Origin of the sequence: Haliea sp. (assembly GCF_040221975.1) — a bacterium.
In the GTDB taxonomy this organism is placed as follows: Bacteria; Pseudomonadota; Gammaproteobacteria; order Pseudomonadales; family Halieaceae; genus Haliea.
The window spans coordinates 99,325-112,696 of the sequence record NZ_JAVJWR010000023.1 but is presented as its reverse complement, the minus strand read 5'-3'; the positions used below and the strand labels follow the sequence as shown (position 1 = coordinate 112,696).

General features: G+C 64.1%; 12 protein-coding genes. 4 read left to right on the top strand and 8 right to left on the bottom strand.

Going from position 1 to position 13,372, the window contains the following annotated elements; translation table 11 throughout:
* Positions 1-25: 25 nt before the first annotated feature.
* The 3 genes from ppk1 to RLO07_RS09070 form a co-directional block, all read right to left on the bottom strand.
* Positions 26-2,167, bottom strand: a complete 2,142-nt coding sequence (ppk1, locus tag RLO07_RS09080; protein ID WP_462291926.1) for a polyphosphate kinase 1 — start codon at positions 2,165-2,167, stop codon at positions 26-28.
* A 126-nt stretch (positions 2,168-2,293) separates the two neighbouring features.
* Positions 2,294-3,523, bottom strand: a complete 1,230-nt coding sequence (locus tag RLO07_RS09075) for a nucleoside recognition domain-containing protein (RefSeq protein ID WP_462291810.1) — start codon at positions 3,521-3,523, stop codon at positions 2,294-2,296.
* Entirely contained in the window at positions 3,523-4,347 is an 825-nt protein-coding gene (locus RLO07_RS09070) for an alpha/beta fold hydrolase (protein ID WP_462291809.1), read from the bottom strand. Before RLO07_RS09070 ends, RLO07_RS09075 begins: the two co-directional genes overlap by 1 nt.
* 137 nt (positions 4,348-4,484) lie before the next feature.
* Here RLO07_RS09070 and RLO07_RS09065 point away from each other — a divergent pair, with 137 nt between their 5' ends.
* Both RLO07_RS09065 and fghA read left to right on the top strand, forming a co-directional pair.
* Complete coding sequence (locus RLO07_RS09065) at positions 4,485-5,591, top strand: S-(hydroxymethyl)glutathione dehydrogenase/class III alcohol dehydrogenase (protein WP_462291808.1); 1,107 nt, start codon at positions 4,485-4,487, stop codon at positions 5,589-5,591.
* 10 nt (positions 5,592-5,601) lie between these two features.
* A complete protein-coding gene (gene fghA / locus RLO07_RS09060) occupies positions 5,602-6,444 on the top strand; it encodes an S-formylglutathione hydrolase (RefSeq protein ID WP_462291925.1) in 843 nt (280 codons plus the stop codon).
* Here the strand turns inward: fghA and RLO07_RS09055 are convergent.
* From RLO07_RS09055 to pspA, 4 genes are all read right to left on the bottom strand, one after another.
* Complete coding sequence (locus tag RLO07_RS09055; protein WP_462291924.1) at positions 6,441-7,238, bottom strand: alpha/beta fold hydrolase; 798 nt, start codon at positions 7,236-7,238, stop codon at positions 6,441-6,443. The two genes, fghA and RLO07_RS09055, sit on opposite strands and share 4 nt — an antisense overlap.
* A gap of 88 nt (positions 7,239-7,326) precedes the next feature.
* The gene (locus RLO07_RS09050) at positions 7,327-7,863 is read right to left on the bottom strand and encodes a PspC domain-containing protein (protein ID WP_462291807.1); all 537 of its coding nucleotides are present in this window, start codon (positions 7,861-7,863) and stop codon (positions 7,327-7,329) included.
* On the bottom strand, positions 7,856-8,125 hold the full coding sequence (gene pspB / locus RLO07_RS09045) for an envelope stress response membrane protein PspB (protein WP_462291806.1): 270 nt from the start codon (positions 8,123-8,125) through the stop codon (positions 7,856-7,858). Before pspB ends, RLO07_RS09050 begins: the two co-directional genes overlap by 8 nt.
* Positions 8,126-8,201: 76 nt before the next feature.
* Positions 8,202-8,894 (bottom strand): phage shock protein PspA, encoded by a 693-nt coding sequence (pspA, locus tag RLO07_RS09040; protein WP_462291805.1) that lies wholly within the window; start codon positions 8,892-8,894, stop codon positions 8,202-8,204.
* 216 nt (positions 8,895-9,110) lie between these two features.
* Between pspA and pspF the strand changes: the two genes are divergently transcribed.
* Positions 9,111-10,157 carry a phage shock protein operon transcriptional activator gene (gene pspF, locus RLO07_RS09035; protein ID WP_462291804.1) on the top strand — a complete coding sequence of 349 codons (1,047 nt, stop codon included), beginning with the start codon at positions 9,111-9,113 and terminating at the stop codon, positions 10,155-10,157.
* A 170-nt stretch (positions 10,158-10,327) separates the two neighbouring features.
* A complete protein-coding gene (locus RLO07_RS09030) occupies positions 10,328-11,791 on the top strand; it encodes a succinate-semialdehyde dehydrogenase (protein WP_462291803.1) in 1,464 nt (487 codons plus the stop codon).
* 191 nt (positions 11,792-11,982) lie between these two features.
* Here RLO07_RS09030 and RLO07_RS09025 read toward each other — a convergent pair whose 3' ends face one another.
* Positions 11,983-13,332: an aminotransferase gene (locus tag RLO07_RS09025; protein ID WP_462291923.1), complete on the bottom strand. Its 1,350-nt coding sequence runs from the start codon at positions 13,330-13,332 to the stop codon at positions 11,983-11,985.
* Positions 13,333-13,372: the final 40 nt, after the last annotated feature.

Here is a 13,372-nt window from a genome sequence, read left to right as displayed (position 1 = left end):
GGGGCCGCGGCGACAGACCCCGGTGTCAGCGCCGCTTGCGCCGCCGCTGGGGCTTCTTGCCGGTGGCGGGCGTCTTCGGATAGCGCGGCAGCTTGCCGGTGGCCAGGTAGCGATGAATGGATTCCTGGGAGCGAATCATGGGCGCCTTGTGGGGCCGCGGGACGAACTCGTTTACCTGGTGCTGGTCGATGATCCGCGCCTTCACGTTGTCGTGCCACTGCTGATCGAGAATATCCTGCAGGGTCTTCTGCGCGGCCGGATCCCTTACCGGACACAGCACCTCCACCCGGTAGTCCAGGTTGCGGGTCATCAGGTCGGCGGAGCCTATCAGGTAGCGCGGGTTGCCCCGATTGAAGAACACATAGGCGCGCGGGTGCTCCAGGTAGCGGTCAACAATGCTGATGGCCTCGATGTTCTCGGAAATGCCCTTCACCCCGGGCAGCAGTGAGCACATGCCGCGGATAATGAGCTTGATCTGTACGCCGGCGTCCGAGGCCTCGTACAGTTTCATCACCAGCTGGTTGTCGACCAGGTTATTGCACTTGAGGGTAATCTCGGCGTGATAGCCCGCGCGCGCGTTGGCGATCTCCTGCTCGATCAGGTGCATCAACCCGGGCCGGGTACTGTGAGGAGACACCAGCAGGGTGCGGTAGCGCGGCCGCTTGTAGGTGAACTGCAGGAAATCAAAGACGTCGTAGATGTCGCGACCGATGTTCTGGTCATAGGTCAGCAGGGTAAAGTCGGTGTAGACCCGCGCCGTCTTCTCGTTGAAGTTGCCGGTGCCGATGTGACTGTAGTAGCGGATCTGGCCCTCTTCGCGACGTTCGATCAGCAGCAGCTTGCTGTGCACCTTGAGGCCGGGAATACCGAAGATCACCTGGATGCCGTTCTCGGTGAGCCGCTGGGCCCAGCTGATGTTGGCGGCCTCGTCGAAGCGCGCCGCCAGCTCCACTACCGCCAGCACCCGCTTGCCATTCTGCACCGCATTGACCAGGGCATCGATGACCCGGGACTGTTTCGCCACCCGGTACAGGCAGATCTTGATGGCGGTGACGGCCGGGTCCAGGGCCGCCGTTTTCAGCAGGTCGACGATATAGTCATAGGGATGATAAGGGTAGTAGAGAAACACGTCCTGCTCGCGGATGTTGTCCGCCAGACTGCCCGGATCATCCAGGCGCGGCAGGCGAATCGGTGGCAGGGGCGAAAACTCCAGGTACTTGGGGCCAACGTTGGGGAAGGACATGAAGTCCTTGGAATTGTGGTAGCGGCCACCGGGAATCAGGCTGTCGTATTTGCCAAAGCCAAACCGGGTACAGAGATGGTCAAGCAGGCGCTTCGGCATGGCGGCGTCGTACACGAAGCGCACCGCCTCCGCTCGCCGCCGCTGCTTGAGACTGGTTTCCATCTTGTCAATCAGGCTTTCGCTGATGCCGGGGTCGATTTCCAGTTCCGCATCGCGGGAAAACTTGAAGCAGTAGGCCGCCACCTCGTCGATCTGGAATACCCCGCGAAACATCTGTGGCAGACAGGCGCGGATGACGTTGTCCAGGGCGATGAAGACCTTGCCGGACTTGCCCTTGCGCTTGGGAATCTGCACAAAGCGATCCAGCCGGTCCGTCGGCACTTCGACCACGGCGTAGTTGTAATCTTCGCCAGTACGGATATCCAGCGCCAGGTAGATCGACTCGTCGTTGAGCGGGGAAATGGAGTGGCCTTCCCGCAACAGGATGGGCTCCAGTTCCGGCAGCACGGTCCGGGTGAAAAATGCCTGTACAAACGCCGCCTGGCCCGGGTCGAGCTGGCGCTCGTTGATCATGTAGATCTGCCGCGACTGCAGATCCCGCAGCACCCCGTTGTAGGTTTTCTCGAACTGCTTCTGCAGCTCTACCACCCGCTTCTGGATGGCGGCCAGCAGATCCTTGGCCTGGGGTCTGAGGCTGGCATCGGAGACGGTAATCAGACGCCGCACTTCCGCCACCCGGACCCGGAAGAACTCGTCCATGTTGTTGGAGAAAATGCCCAGGTAGCGCAGCCGCTCGATCACCGGCACGGTGTCATCGGCGGCCTCCTGCAGCACCCTTGCATTGAAGGAAAGCCAGCTGATCTCCCGGGGAATAAACAGGCTTTCATCGAGGTCAGCCAGGCGTCGCTGCAGGGAGCTGTGGATCTCTTTCAAGCGGGTTCTCTGCCCCAGGGCAGCCTCGTGGCCAATGGACAGAGCAGTCTATCGCGCCAAGGCCTGGCGTTCACCCGGTTTTCATCGCCCGTCATGTGAAAGTTTTATGACAGCAACTCAGGTGTAGAACCAGTAGGCCACGACGATGGCCGCGCTGATGCCGGCGGCATCCGCCACCAGCCCGCAACCCAGGGCGTGCCGGGCGTGACGAATGCCCACCGCACCGAAGTAGACCGCAAGCGTGTAGAAAGTGGTCTCGGTGGAGCCCTGCATGGTTGCCGCCAGTCGCCCCTGGAACGAATCCACACCATAGGTATTCATGGTATCGATCATCATCGCACGCGCACCCGACCCGGACAGGGGCTTCATCAATGCCGTGGGCATCGCCTCCACCCAGCGGGCGTCAAAGCCCAGCGCTCCGACCCCGGTCCGAAGCAGCTCCAGTACCAGCTCCAGCGCACCGCTGGCACGGAACACACCGATCGCCACCAACATGGCCAGCAGGTACGGAATGATGCCGATGGCGGTCTCGAAGCCCTGCTTCGCACCTTCGATAAAGGTTTCGTAGACATTGACTGCACGTCGATGCGCCACCACCAGAAACAGCATAATGAGGCTGATAATCAGCAGATTGCTGAGCAGGCTGGACTGCCGCTGCAACTCGGTGGCGGTGAGGGTGGAAAACCAGCCCACCAACGCCAGCAGCACGGCGAAAGCTCCGCCCAGGCAACCCAGCACCACCGTGTCGCGGAGATTGATGCGCTGCACCCAGGCGGTGACCAGCAGACCCGCCAGCGTGGAGCAGCTGGTCGCGATCAGGATAGGGATGAACACCGCCGCCGGGTCCGGGGCCCCCATCTGCGCGCGGTACAGCAGCACCGTTACCGGAAACAGGGTCACCGACGAAGTATTCAACACCAGGAACAGGATCTGGGCGTTGCTGGCCACGGTCGGGTTCGGGTTCAGTTGCTGCAGGTCTTTCATCGCCTTGATGCCCAGCGGCGTGGCGGCATTGTCCAGGCCGAGGACATTCGCGGACAGGTTCAGGGTCATGGAGGAAATCGCCGGGTGCCCCCTCGGCACATCCGGCATCAGGCGCACAAACACCGGCGACAGCAGGCGCGCAAGCTTGTCCACCAGCCCGGAGGCTTCGCCGATGGCCACCACCCCCAGCCACAGGGCCATCAGGCCGATCAGGCCGATGGCCAGCTGCACTGCCAGGGCCGCCATCTCGAACAGGCCGGCCACCATGCGCTGGAAAACCTCGGCATCGCCGGCCACCAGCCACTGGAACAGGGCGCTGGCAAAAGCGACAAGGAAGAAGCCCAGCCAGATCCGGTGCAGCATCAGTGCCGCTGGCGCGCCAGGAAGTCCAGCACCAGGGCCGCGGTCTGGTCCGGCTGCTCCAGCGGGAACAGGTGGCCACCCGGAATGCTGTGCAACTCTGCCTGCGGCTGCAGCCGGGCCCAGCGTCGCAGGGCCGCTGCCGACAGAATGTCAGAACTGTCGCCGCCAATGCCGAGGGTTGGCACCTTGAGCCGCAGCAGCCTGGGCCATACCAGCGGCAGGGACGAGTACACCGCGGCCTCCCAGTCGCCCGAATAGGCCAGCTCCAGGTCGCCCCCCGGCCCCTGCTTGAAACCGGCACGGATGTAGTCCCACAACACCTCGTCGTCGAAAGCGTTGAAGGCGCGTTTGCCGCGGTGAAACTCGAACGCAGTCTGGGGGTCGGGAAACCGGTCCGGCCGGTTCAGCGCTCGCCGCACCATGGGAATTTTCGGCAGTCGCGAGCGCGGCGTCAGGTTGAGCCCCAGGGCCAGCCGGGTCTTGACAAAAACCGGGTCCAGCAGGATCAGGCCGCGGAACAGCTGCGGTCGCTGCAATGCCGCCAGCATGGAGACCACGCCGCCCAGAGAATGGCCCATCATCCACACCGGCTCACCCACGCCGCGCTCCAGAGTGTGGATCAGGTCGTTGGCAAACTGGTGCCAGTCGGCCCGCGCCGGCACCGGCTCCCGCGACCACAGGGGGCGGTGCCGGTAGCAAGTCACCGCATAGTGCTCCGCCAGGGGCGCCAGCAGGCGCCGGTAGCTACCGGGCGGATAGCCGTTGGCATGGGCAAACACCAGCGGCTCGCCACTGCCACCGAAAGATTCCAGTCGTTCCTGCATCGGGTGTCTCTGCTTCCTGCAAAGTTGTGATTCATGCTGGCGCCAGCCTAATGCAAAACCCGGCGCTTGTCCCGCCCGGGGCGGGGCCGTACCATGTTCGCCCACACGTCCGATGCCACAGTAAAAGGAGTTGCCCCATGAAAACCCGTGCTGCCGTTGCCTTCGGGGCCGACCAACCGCTGGAAGTGGTCGATGTCGACCTGGAAGGACCTCGGGACGGTGAAGTGCTGGTGGAAATGATGGCCACCGGTATCTGCCACACGGATGCCTTCACCCTCTCGGGCGATGACCCGGAAGGCGCCTTTCCGGCCATCCTCGGCCACGAGGGCGCGGGCATCGTGCGCGAGGTCGGGGCCGGGGTGAAATCGCTGCAACCCGGCGATCATGTGATTCCGCTCTACACCCCCGAATGCCGGGAGTGCAATTTCTGCCTGCACCCCAAGACCAACCTGTGCCAGGCGATACGCGAAACCCAGGGCCGGGGCGTGATGCCCGACGGCAGCAGCCGCTTCTCCCTGGACGGCAAGCCCCTGCTGCACTACATGGGCTGCTCGACCTTCTCCAACTTCACCGTATTGCCGGAAATCGCGCTGGCCAAGGTGCGCGAAGATGCCCCGTTCGACAAGATCTGCTATATCGGCTGCGGCGTCACCACCGGGGTCGGTGCCGTGGTCTACCGGGCCAGGGTCGAGCCCGGCAGTAATGTGGTGGTGTTCGGCCTCGGCGGCATCGGCCTCAATGTCATCCAGGGCGCGCGCCTGGTCGGCGCCGGGAAAATCATCGGCATCGACCTGAATCCGGAGCGCGAGGCCCTGGGTCGCAAGTTCGGCATGACCGACTTCATCAACCCGAACAATGTGGCCAACGTGGTCGAGGCCATTGTCGAGCTGACCAACGGCGGCGCCGACTACAGCTTCGAGTGCATCGGCAACGTGGAGGTGATGCGCCAGGCCCTGGAGTGCTGCCACAAGGGCTGGGGCGAGTCCTACATTATCGGGGTCGCCGGTGCCGGCAAGGAAATTGCCACCCGCCCGTTCCAGCTGGTCACCGGCCGGTCCTGGCACGGGGTCGCCTTCGGCGGCGCCCGCGGCCGCACCGATGTGCCGACGATTGTCGACTGGTACATGGACGGCAAGATCAATATCGATGACCTGATTACCCACACCATGCCGCTGGAGGATATCAACAGGGGTTTCGACCTGATGCACGGCGGCGAAAGTATCCGCTCGGTCGTGGTGTACTGAGGCCATGAGCGTGGAAATCATTGCCGAAAACCGCTGCTTCGGTGGCCGTCAACTGCGTTTCAGCCACCGCTCCGGGGCGCTGGACTGCACCATGCAGGCAGCCATCTACCTGCCGCCCCAGGCAGAGCAGGGCCCGGTTCCGGTGCTGTACTGGCTGTCCGGCCTCACCTGCAGCGACGAAAATTTCGTCCAGAAGGCCGGTGCCCAGCGCTACGCGGCGGCCCACGGCATCGCCATCGTCTGCCCTGACACCAGCCCCCGGGGCGAAGGTGTACCGGATGATCCTGAAGGCGCCTGGGACTTCGGCCTCGGTGCGGGGTTCTACGTCAACGCCACCGAGGCACCCTGGAACCGGCACTACCGGATGGATGACTATGTCAGCGAGGAATTGCCGGCCCTGGTGGCGGCCGAGTTTCCGCTACAGGCGGAGCGCTGCGGGATTTTCGGCCACTCCATGGGTGGCCACGGCGCACTGGTGCTGGCCCTGCGCAATCCGGGACGCTATGCCTCGGTGTCGGCCTTTTCCCCCATCGTGGCGCCCAGCCAATGCCCCTGGGGTGAGAAAGCCCTGGGCAACTACCTGGGGCCAGACCGCACTACCTGGCAGGCCTACGACAGCTGCGCCCTGATCCGCGCCGGCGCCCCACATCTGCCGATGCTGGTGGATCAGGGCGAGGCGGACAATTTCCTTGAGACGCAACTGCAAACCGGGCTGCTGGAGCAGGCCTGTGCCGACACCGGGTTCAAGGCCCATATCCGCCGGCAACCGGGCTACGACCACAGCTATTTTTTCATCGCCACTTTTGTCGGCGAGCACATCGCCTTCCACGCCAGAATGCTGGCGGACAGCTAACTCAGGGAAGGTGCCGGGTACAGCAGGCTGGTCCAGCTGTGGCGCTCGAAGGGCCGCCAGCCACCATCGGGCAGCGCCAGGCGGTCGGCAACCAGATACCAGATGGTCGGATTGAAGGTCATGCCGCAGTGGCTGCCGCGCACTTCAATGCTCTGGGTATGTTCGTGGCCGTCGCGCTGCAGGGTGGTCTGCCAGTTGACCACGCCGTCGCCGCGGGAGTAGATCGCCGTGGTCGGTACCGGCGGTGCCACATGCAGCTGCTCCTGTTCGATCGGCAACTCATCGATCGGATTGAGTGCCATGAACAGGCGCGAGGGATAGGATGCGGTGAGGCGGCCTTCGCCAAAAGGACTGCCCAGGGAAATCACCTGCCGTACCCGATCGGGAAATTCCCGCGCCAGCTCCCGGGCAAAGATCCCGCCCAGGCTGTGTCCGACCAGGGAAATCGGCCCACCGTAGCGCTCCGACAGAAAAGTGATGCGCTCCTGCAGGCCCTCCAGAACGCCATCCCGCGGCCCCAGGTTGCGGCCCTGGCCCCAACCATGAACCGCATAGCCGAGCCTGGTCAAATAACGGCGAAAGGAGGCATTGTAGCCATCGGCGCCGAGAAATCCCGGCAGTACCATCACCGGGTGACCGTCACCCCGGGGCGCCTTGTCCAGCAGTTTGCGGCTGAGGCGCAGGGACAGCATCTCCACCACCACCCGGTGTGCCTCGGTCAGGGCCAGCAGCGCATGGGGCGGGGGAACAACCGGTTCCAGCTGGATACTGGTCTCGTAGTCAATCACTTCCATAGCCGTCACGGGCACTCCCAGCGCCTTGCATAACAAGATTCATGCAGTTGAGCATAGCCCAACAGGCCCGCCCGGGGGAAGCCCCGGGCTAGAGGCGGGAAATCTCCCGGTCCAGCTCGTACTGGCGCGAGGTGACGAAAGATTCCATGGCTTCAACCCGGCGCAGCGCCGCATCCAGCCGCTCCCGCGCCCGGCGCAGGCGCACAGTGCCGGGTTCGCTGTAACGGAAGACCTTGCGCGGACGATAGTCGTGGTGGCGCTCGTCATACTCCATTGCAACGTCGGCCTCGGGGCCCGGGTCGAGATCGTCCGGTGGCAGGCCCGACCTGCCGCCACGCCGCGCCGAGGGTCGCGGAGCCAGTAGCAGCCACGCACCGAGATACGCCCACAGCGCGAGGGTACCGGTAAACAGCAGTGCTGCGACCCAGAGCAGGCGCACTACCCAGTGGGCGATATCAAAGTGGTCCGCCAGTCCCGCACAGACCCCGCCAATTTTCCCCTCGCGGGGGTTGCGGTAGAGGTTCATGCCCCAGCCGGAAGCGCGTCGGCGGCGAAAGCGCCGCTCGCCGCCGCGCCAGTCCGGGCCTGTGTGGCGACGATAGTCGCGATGATGCCGTTCACTCATGATCGTACTCCTTGCCCCGCCGCTGGCGGTCAGTCTGGTCACGCCAGTTGGCGTGATCCGAATCCAGGATTGTTTCCAGAACGCCAATGCGCTCGGTCAGCCGGTCCACTGTCGCCAGCAGTTCCTCCAGCGCCTGCCGGTCCTCCTCATTGAGACTGCGGGAGGAGCGGTTGACGCTGCGGTAGTGCATCGTGATCCAGATTGGCGCCACGATCACCAGGAACAGGATCGTGGGCACAAACATGAATTGCCAGAATTGCATTGTTTTTGTCCTCGGGCAGGTCTGCGGTCAGGCCGTATGCTGCCACTTCGTGGTGGTCGACACTAGTGACATGACCCTAGCCGTTGCCGTCGCGGCTGCCCTGGCGGGCCTCCAGCTCGGCCTTCAGGCGCTGCAATTCGTCACTGATGCGCTCGTCCTGCTGCAGGGCATCGATTTCCGCGGCCAGGTCCGGAGGCACTTCCCGGCCCACGTCCAGCAGTTCGAGCTGGCTCTCCAGGTTGTCCATCCGCCGCTCGAAGTGCTCGAAACGGTGGAACGCGGTATCCAGGGCTTCGCGATGCATCTGCCGCTTCACCTTGATCCGCGATTCGACCGTCTGGCTGCGCATCAACAGGGCCTGCTGCCGCGACTTGGCGTCGGACAGCTTCTGCTGCAGCTGGCCGATTTCCGTGCTCAGCTGGGCGATATGCTCGTCAGCGGCGGTCAGTTCCGCGGTCACCACGGCCAGCTCGTCCTCAATCGCGTGCTTTTCCTGCAGGGCCGCCCGCGCCAGGTCCTCGCGGCCCTTGCTGATGGCGAGCTTCGCCTTCCGCTCCCAGCTGTCCGCGTCAGCCTGCACCTGCTGCAGGCGGCGGGCGGCGGCCTTGCGGTCCGCCAGCACCCGGGCCGAGGAGCTGCGCACCTCCACCAGAGTGTCCTCCATTTCCTGGATGATCAGGCGGATCATCTTCTGGGGGTCCTCAGCCTGATCGAGCAACGCATTGAGGTTGGAATTAATGATGTCTGACATCCGCGAAAAAATACCCATGGTTCCTCTCCACTGGGGCCCTGCCCCGGTTACCGACGGCCCGCTGCCGACTTGCAGGCAGATACAATCAGGATTCGTGCCACATACCACAATCCATTGTTTCTAAACGATTATTTCTGCCGGACAATCATTATGGCCCCACGCCGGGCGATTTTTAAGGTTATATTTACCTTTTACAGGTTTTTATAACCTCATAAATAGGGCTATATTTACCTTATGAAACCACAGGAAAGCATTATCGGCAGCTCTGCCGCCCTCGCCCACGCCCTGGAGCAGGTGTCGCGGCTGGCCGGCATCAACCGCCCGGTACTGATCCTGGGGCCCAGGGGCACCGGCAAGGAGCTGGCGGCGGAGCGCCTGCACTTCCTGTCGGCGCGCTGGGAGGCCCCCTTCGTCAAGGTCAACTGCGCCGCGCTGGCGGATTCGCTGCTGGAGTCCGAGTTGTTCGGTCACGAACCGGGCGCCTTCACCGGCGCCACCCGGGTGCGCCAGGGCCGCTTCGAGCGCGCCGATGGCGGAACCCTGTTCCTTGACGAGCTGGGCACCATGTCCCTGCGCCTGCAGGAAAAGCTGCTGCGGTTGGTCGAGTACGGTGAATTCGAACGCCTGGGGGGGCAGCAGACCCTGCAGGTGGACGTACGGGTGGTCGGAGCCACCAATGCGGATCTGCAGGCCCTGGCGGCAGCCGGTGAGTTCCGCGCCGACCTGCTGGACCGGCTCGGTTTTGACGTGGTCCACCTGCCGGCCCTGCAGCAGCGCCCGGAGGACATCCCCGAGCTGGCGCACCACTTCGCCATCCAGATGAGTGCGGAGCTCGGCTGGGACCTGTTCCCCGGCTTCAGCGACGAGGCCATGGCAGCCCTGCAGGCCCACCCCTGGCCGGGCAATGTCCGCGAGCTGAAAAACGCGGTAGAGCGTTCCCTGCACCGCTGGAACCATCCCCGGCGCCCCGTGGCCGAGGTGGCACTGGATCCGTTCGTTTCCCCCTATGGCGAACCCACCCTGGCAAGCTCCGGCCCTGCGGACCCTGTCGTGGCGGCAACGGCGCAGGGGCGCGAAACAGCCGCCATCGCCACCCCGGGGGTAACCGATTTTGCCGCGCGCATGCTGGCCATTGAACGCCGCCTGGTCCACCAGGCCCTGGCGGACAACGGCCACCACCAGCGCCAGACAGCCGCCGCACTGGGACTCAGTTACGACCAGCTGCGCGGCCTGGTGCGCAAACACAAGCTCGGCCGCAGGCGCCGCCGTCGCACAGCCTGAACGCGAGCGCATTGCACCCCTTTCGGGGAGCGCGAAAGCTGTATAAAACAGCTATAGTAAGAAGTCATGGTGGGCCGCAATGCAGAAGGCATGTTACGGTCGTGCCAGTAATTGTCGGGCAGTGCACATGCCCGCCCCACTCAGCGAACACAGCAACAAGGATCCACGCTATGAGCCTGTCTCTCACCGACCCCGCGCTGCTCCAGACCCAGGCCTTCATCAATGGCCAGTGGGTCGATGCCGATGACGGCGCTACCTTCTCTGTCAGCAACCCCGCCAACGGTGAGGTCATTGCCGAGGTGGCCAGAGTTGGCGCAGCCGAGACCCGGCGCGCGATCGAAGCCGCGCAAACAGCCATGGACAGCTGGAAGGTCGTCCCGGCAAAACAGCGCGCGCAGATTTTGCGCAAGTGGTTCGACCTGATGATGGAAAACCAGGAAGACCTCGCCCGCATCATGACCGCCGAGCAGGGCAAGGTGCTGGCAGAATCGCGTGGCGAAGTGGCCTACGGCGCCTCGTTCGTCGAGTGGTTCGGCGAGGAAGCCAAGCGTATCGACGGCGATGTCATCCCGGGGCCCTCCCCGGACCGGCGCATTGTCTGCATCAAGCAACCGGTGGGCGTGGTCGCCGCGATCACCCCCTGGAACTTCCCCAATGCCATGATCGCGCGCAAGGCGGCACCGGCCCTGGCCGCGGGCTGCAGCATCGTGATCAAGCCCGCCAGCGAAACTCCGCTGTCGGCCTTTGCCATGGCGGTACTGGCAGAGCGCGCAGGCGTTCCCGCGGGCGTGTTGAATATCGTCGCCGGTGGCTCCTCGGCTATCGGCGGCGAGCTGACTGGCAACCCCATCGTACGCAAGCTCACCTTCACCGGCTCCACCCCGGTCGGCAAGATGCTGGAGGCCCAGTGCGCAGAAACCATGAAGAAGACCTCGATGGAACTCGGCGGCAACGCTCCCTTCATCGTCTTCGATGACGCCGACATCGACGCCGCGGTCAAGGGTGCGGTGACTTCCAAGTACCGCAACTCGGGACAGACCTGCGTCTGCTCCAACCGCATGCTGGTACAGGCCGGGGTCTACGACGAGTTCGTGGCGAAGCTGGTCAAGGCCACCGCCGAACTGGCGGTGGGCGATGGCTTTGCCGACGGCATCAGCATCGGCCCGCTGGTCAATGTCGGCGCGGTCAACGATGTCGACAGCCTGGTACAGGATTCCATCGGCGCCGGCGCCCAGGTTGCTCTCGGCGGCGGCCCGCATGACCTCGGCGGCTGCTTCTACCAGCCTACCATCCTCACTGAGGTCACGTCGGAGATGGCGGTGTTCCGCAATGAGATCTTCGGCCCGGTCGCCCCGGTGGTGCGCTTCAAGGACGAAGCGGAGGCCATCGCCATGGCCAATGACACCGAGTTCGGCCTCGCCTCCTACTTCTACACCCGCGACATCGGCCGGGTCTGGCGCGTGGCAGAGGCGCTGGAGTACGGCATTGTCGGCATCAACGAGGGCATCATCTCCAACGAGATGGCGCCCTTCGGCGGGGTCAAGGAATCGGGCTCGGGCCGCGAAGGCTCCAAGTACGGAATGGACGACTACCTGGAGATCAAGTACATGCTGATGGGGGGATTGGACCGGTAACTGTTGGAGCCCGCTGGCCCTGGCCACCCTCTCTGGCCGCTGCGCGGCCATTCACCTCGTACGCGGGCGATCATCCCATCGCCCGCGGAGCGGGCTCCCACAAATCTTCCAGTCCCACAAATCTTCCAGTCCCACAAATCCTCCAGTCCCACAGCCTACCAGTCCCACAGCCTACCAATCCCACAATTAGGTCAGGCCACCAGCAGTTGCTCCCGCGTCACATGGGCCAGGGTTTCATCGAGCGCCCGGCCCAGCTTGTCGGTCATTTCATCGACCTGCGCTTCGGAGATGATCAGCGGCGGGCACAGGGCGATGCTGTTGCCACCCATGGCGCGCACAATCAGGCCCGCCTCCTGGGCCCGCAGGGCACAGAAGCCGCCGATGGCGTTGCCGTCGAAGGGCTGCCGCGTGTCCTTGTTGGCGACCAGCTCCAGCGCCGCGATCATGCCCATGCCGCGCACCTCGCCCACCAGCGGGTGACTGGCAAAAGCCTGCAGTTTCCGCTGCATGTATTCGCCCATCACCCGGGCGCGCTCGAAGAGATTGTCGCGCTCGTAGATTTCCAGCACTTTCGAGGCGACGGCACAGGCTACCGGGTGACCGCCGTAAGTATAGCCGTGACCGAAAATCCCCACCTTGGCGCTGGGCTCCACCAGAGCCTCGTAGATGTCACCGGTGACAATCGCGGCACTGACCGGCAGGTAGGCTGAGGACAGGGCCTTGGCAAGGGACATCAGCTGCGGCTGGATACCGAAGCTGGTGGCACCGAAGTCGGCACCGGTGCGGCCGAAACCGCAAATCACCTCGTCGTCCCACATGAAGATATCGTACTTGCGCAACACCGCCTGGACTTTCTCGAAGTATCCCTTCGGCGGCACAACCACCCCACCGGCGCCGCTGATGGGCTCGGCAATGAACGCCGCGATCGTCTCCGGGCCCTCCGCCAGAATCAGGTCTTCCAATTCCTGCGCCCGGCGGCTGGCAAACTCTTCTTCGCTCTCGCCGGGCAGGCCGTCGCGGTAAAAATGCGGCGCCCCGGTACGCAGGATACCCAGTGCTTCAAAAGGCAGGCTGAAGTGCGTGTGATTGGGCACCAGGCCGGTCAGGGACGCGGCGGCGACGGTGACGCCGTGATAGGCACGCTCGCGGGAGATGATCTTGTATTTCTCCGGCTTGCCGATGGCGTTGAAGTAATAGCGCAGCAGCTTCACCTGGGTGTCGTTGGCATCGGAACCCGAGTTGCCGAGGAACACCTGGGCATTGTCCACCGGCACCATCCCGGCCAGCTTGTCCGCCAGGGCCATGGCGGCCGGGTGGGTCTTGCCGCCAAACAGATGCGAGTATGCGAGAGTGCGCATCTGCTCCGCCGCGGTCGCGACGATTTCCTCGTTGCCATAGCCCAGCGCGGTGCACCAGAGACCGCTCATGCCCTCCAGGTACTGCCGCCCCTGGTTGTCGTAGACATACACGCCCTCACCGCGCTCGATCACCAGTTGCTCGGTGGCTTTCAGGTTGGTGGTCGGATAGATCATGTGGGTCATGGCGGGTTCCTCGCGCGACAGGTTGCAATCGGACTTCTCA

Bases quoted from the DNA above. Each gene is read 5' to 3' on its own strand.
- RLO07_RS09070 (WP_462291809.1), bottom strand. From the start codon at position 4,347: ATGCAGGAACGACTGGAATCTTTCGGTGGCAGTGGCGAGCCGCTGGTG.
- RLO07_RS09055 (WP_462291924.1), bottom strand. From the start codon at position 7,238: ATGGAAGTGATTGACTACGAGACCAGTATCCAGCTGGAACCGGTTGTT.
- RLO07_RS09075 (WP_462291810.1), bottom strand. From the start codon at position 3,523: ATGCTGCACCGGATCTGGCTGGGCTTCTTCCTTGTCGCTTTTGCCAGC.
- pspA (WP_462291805.1), bottom strand. From the start codon at position 8,894: ATGGGTATTTTTTCGCGGATGTCAGACATCATTAATTCCAACCTCAAT.
- pspF (WP_462291804.1), top strand. From the start codon at position 9,111: ATGAAACCACAGGAAAGCATTATCGGCAGCTCTGCCGCCCTCGCCCAC.
- RLO07_RS09025 (WP_462291923.1), bottom strand. From the start codon at position 13,332: ATGACCCACATGATCTATCCGACCACCAACCTGAAAGCCACCGAGCAA.
- RLO07_RS09030 (WP_462291803.1), top strand. From the start codon at position 10,328: ATGAGCCTGTCTCTCACCGACCCCGCGCTGCTCCAGACCCAGGCCTTC.
- RLO07_RS09065 (WP_462291808.1), top strand. From the start codon at position 4,485: ATGAAAACCCGTGCTGCCGTTGCCTTCGGGGCCGACCAACCGCTGGAA.
- RLO07_RS09050 (WP_462291807.1), bottom strand. From the start codon at position 7,863: ATGAGTGAACGGCATCATCGCGACTATCGTCGCCACACAGGCCCGGAC.
- pspB (WP_462291806.1), bottom strand. From the start codon at position 8,125: ATGCAATTCTGGCAATTCATGTTTGTGCCCACGATCCTGTTCCTGGTG.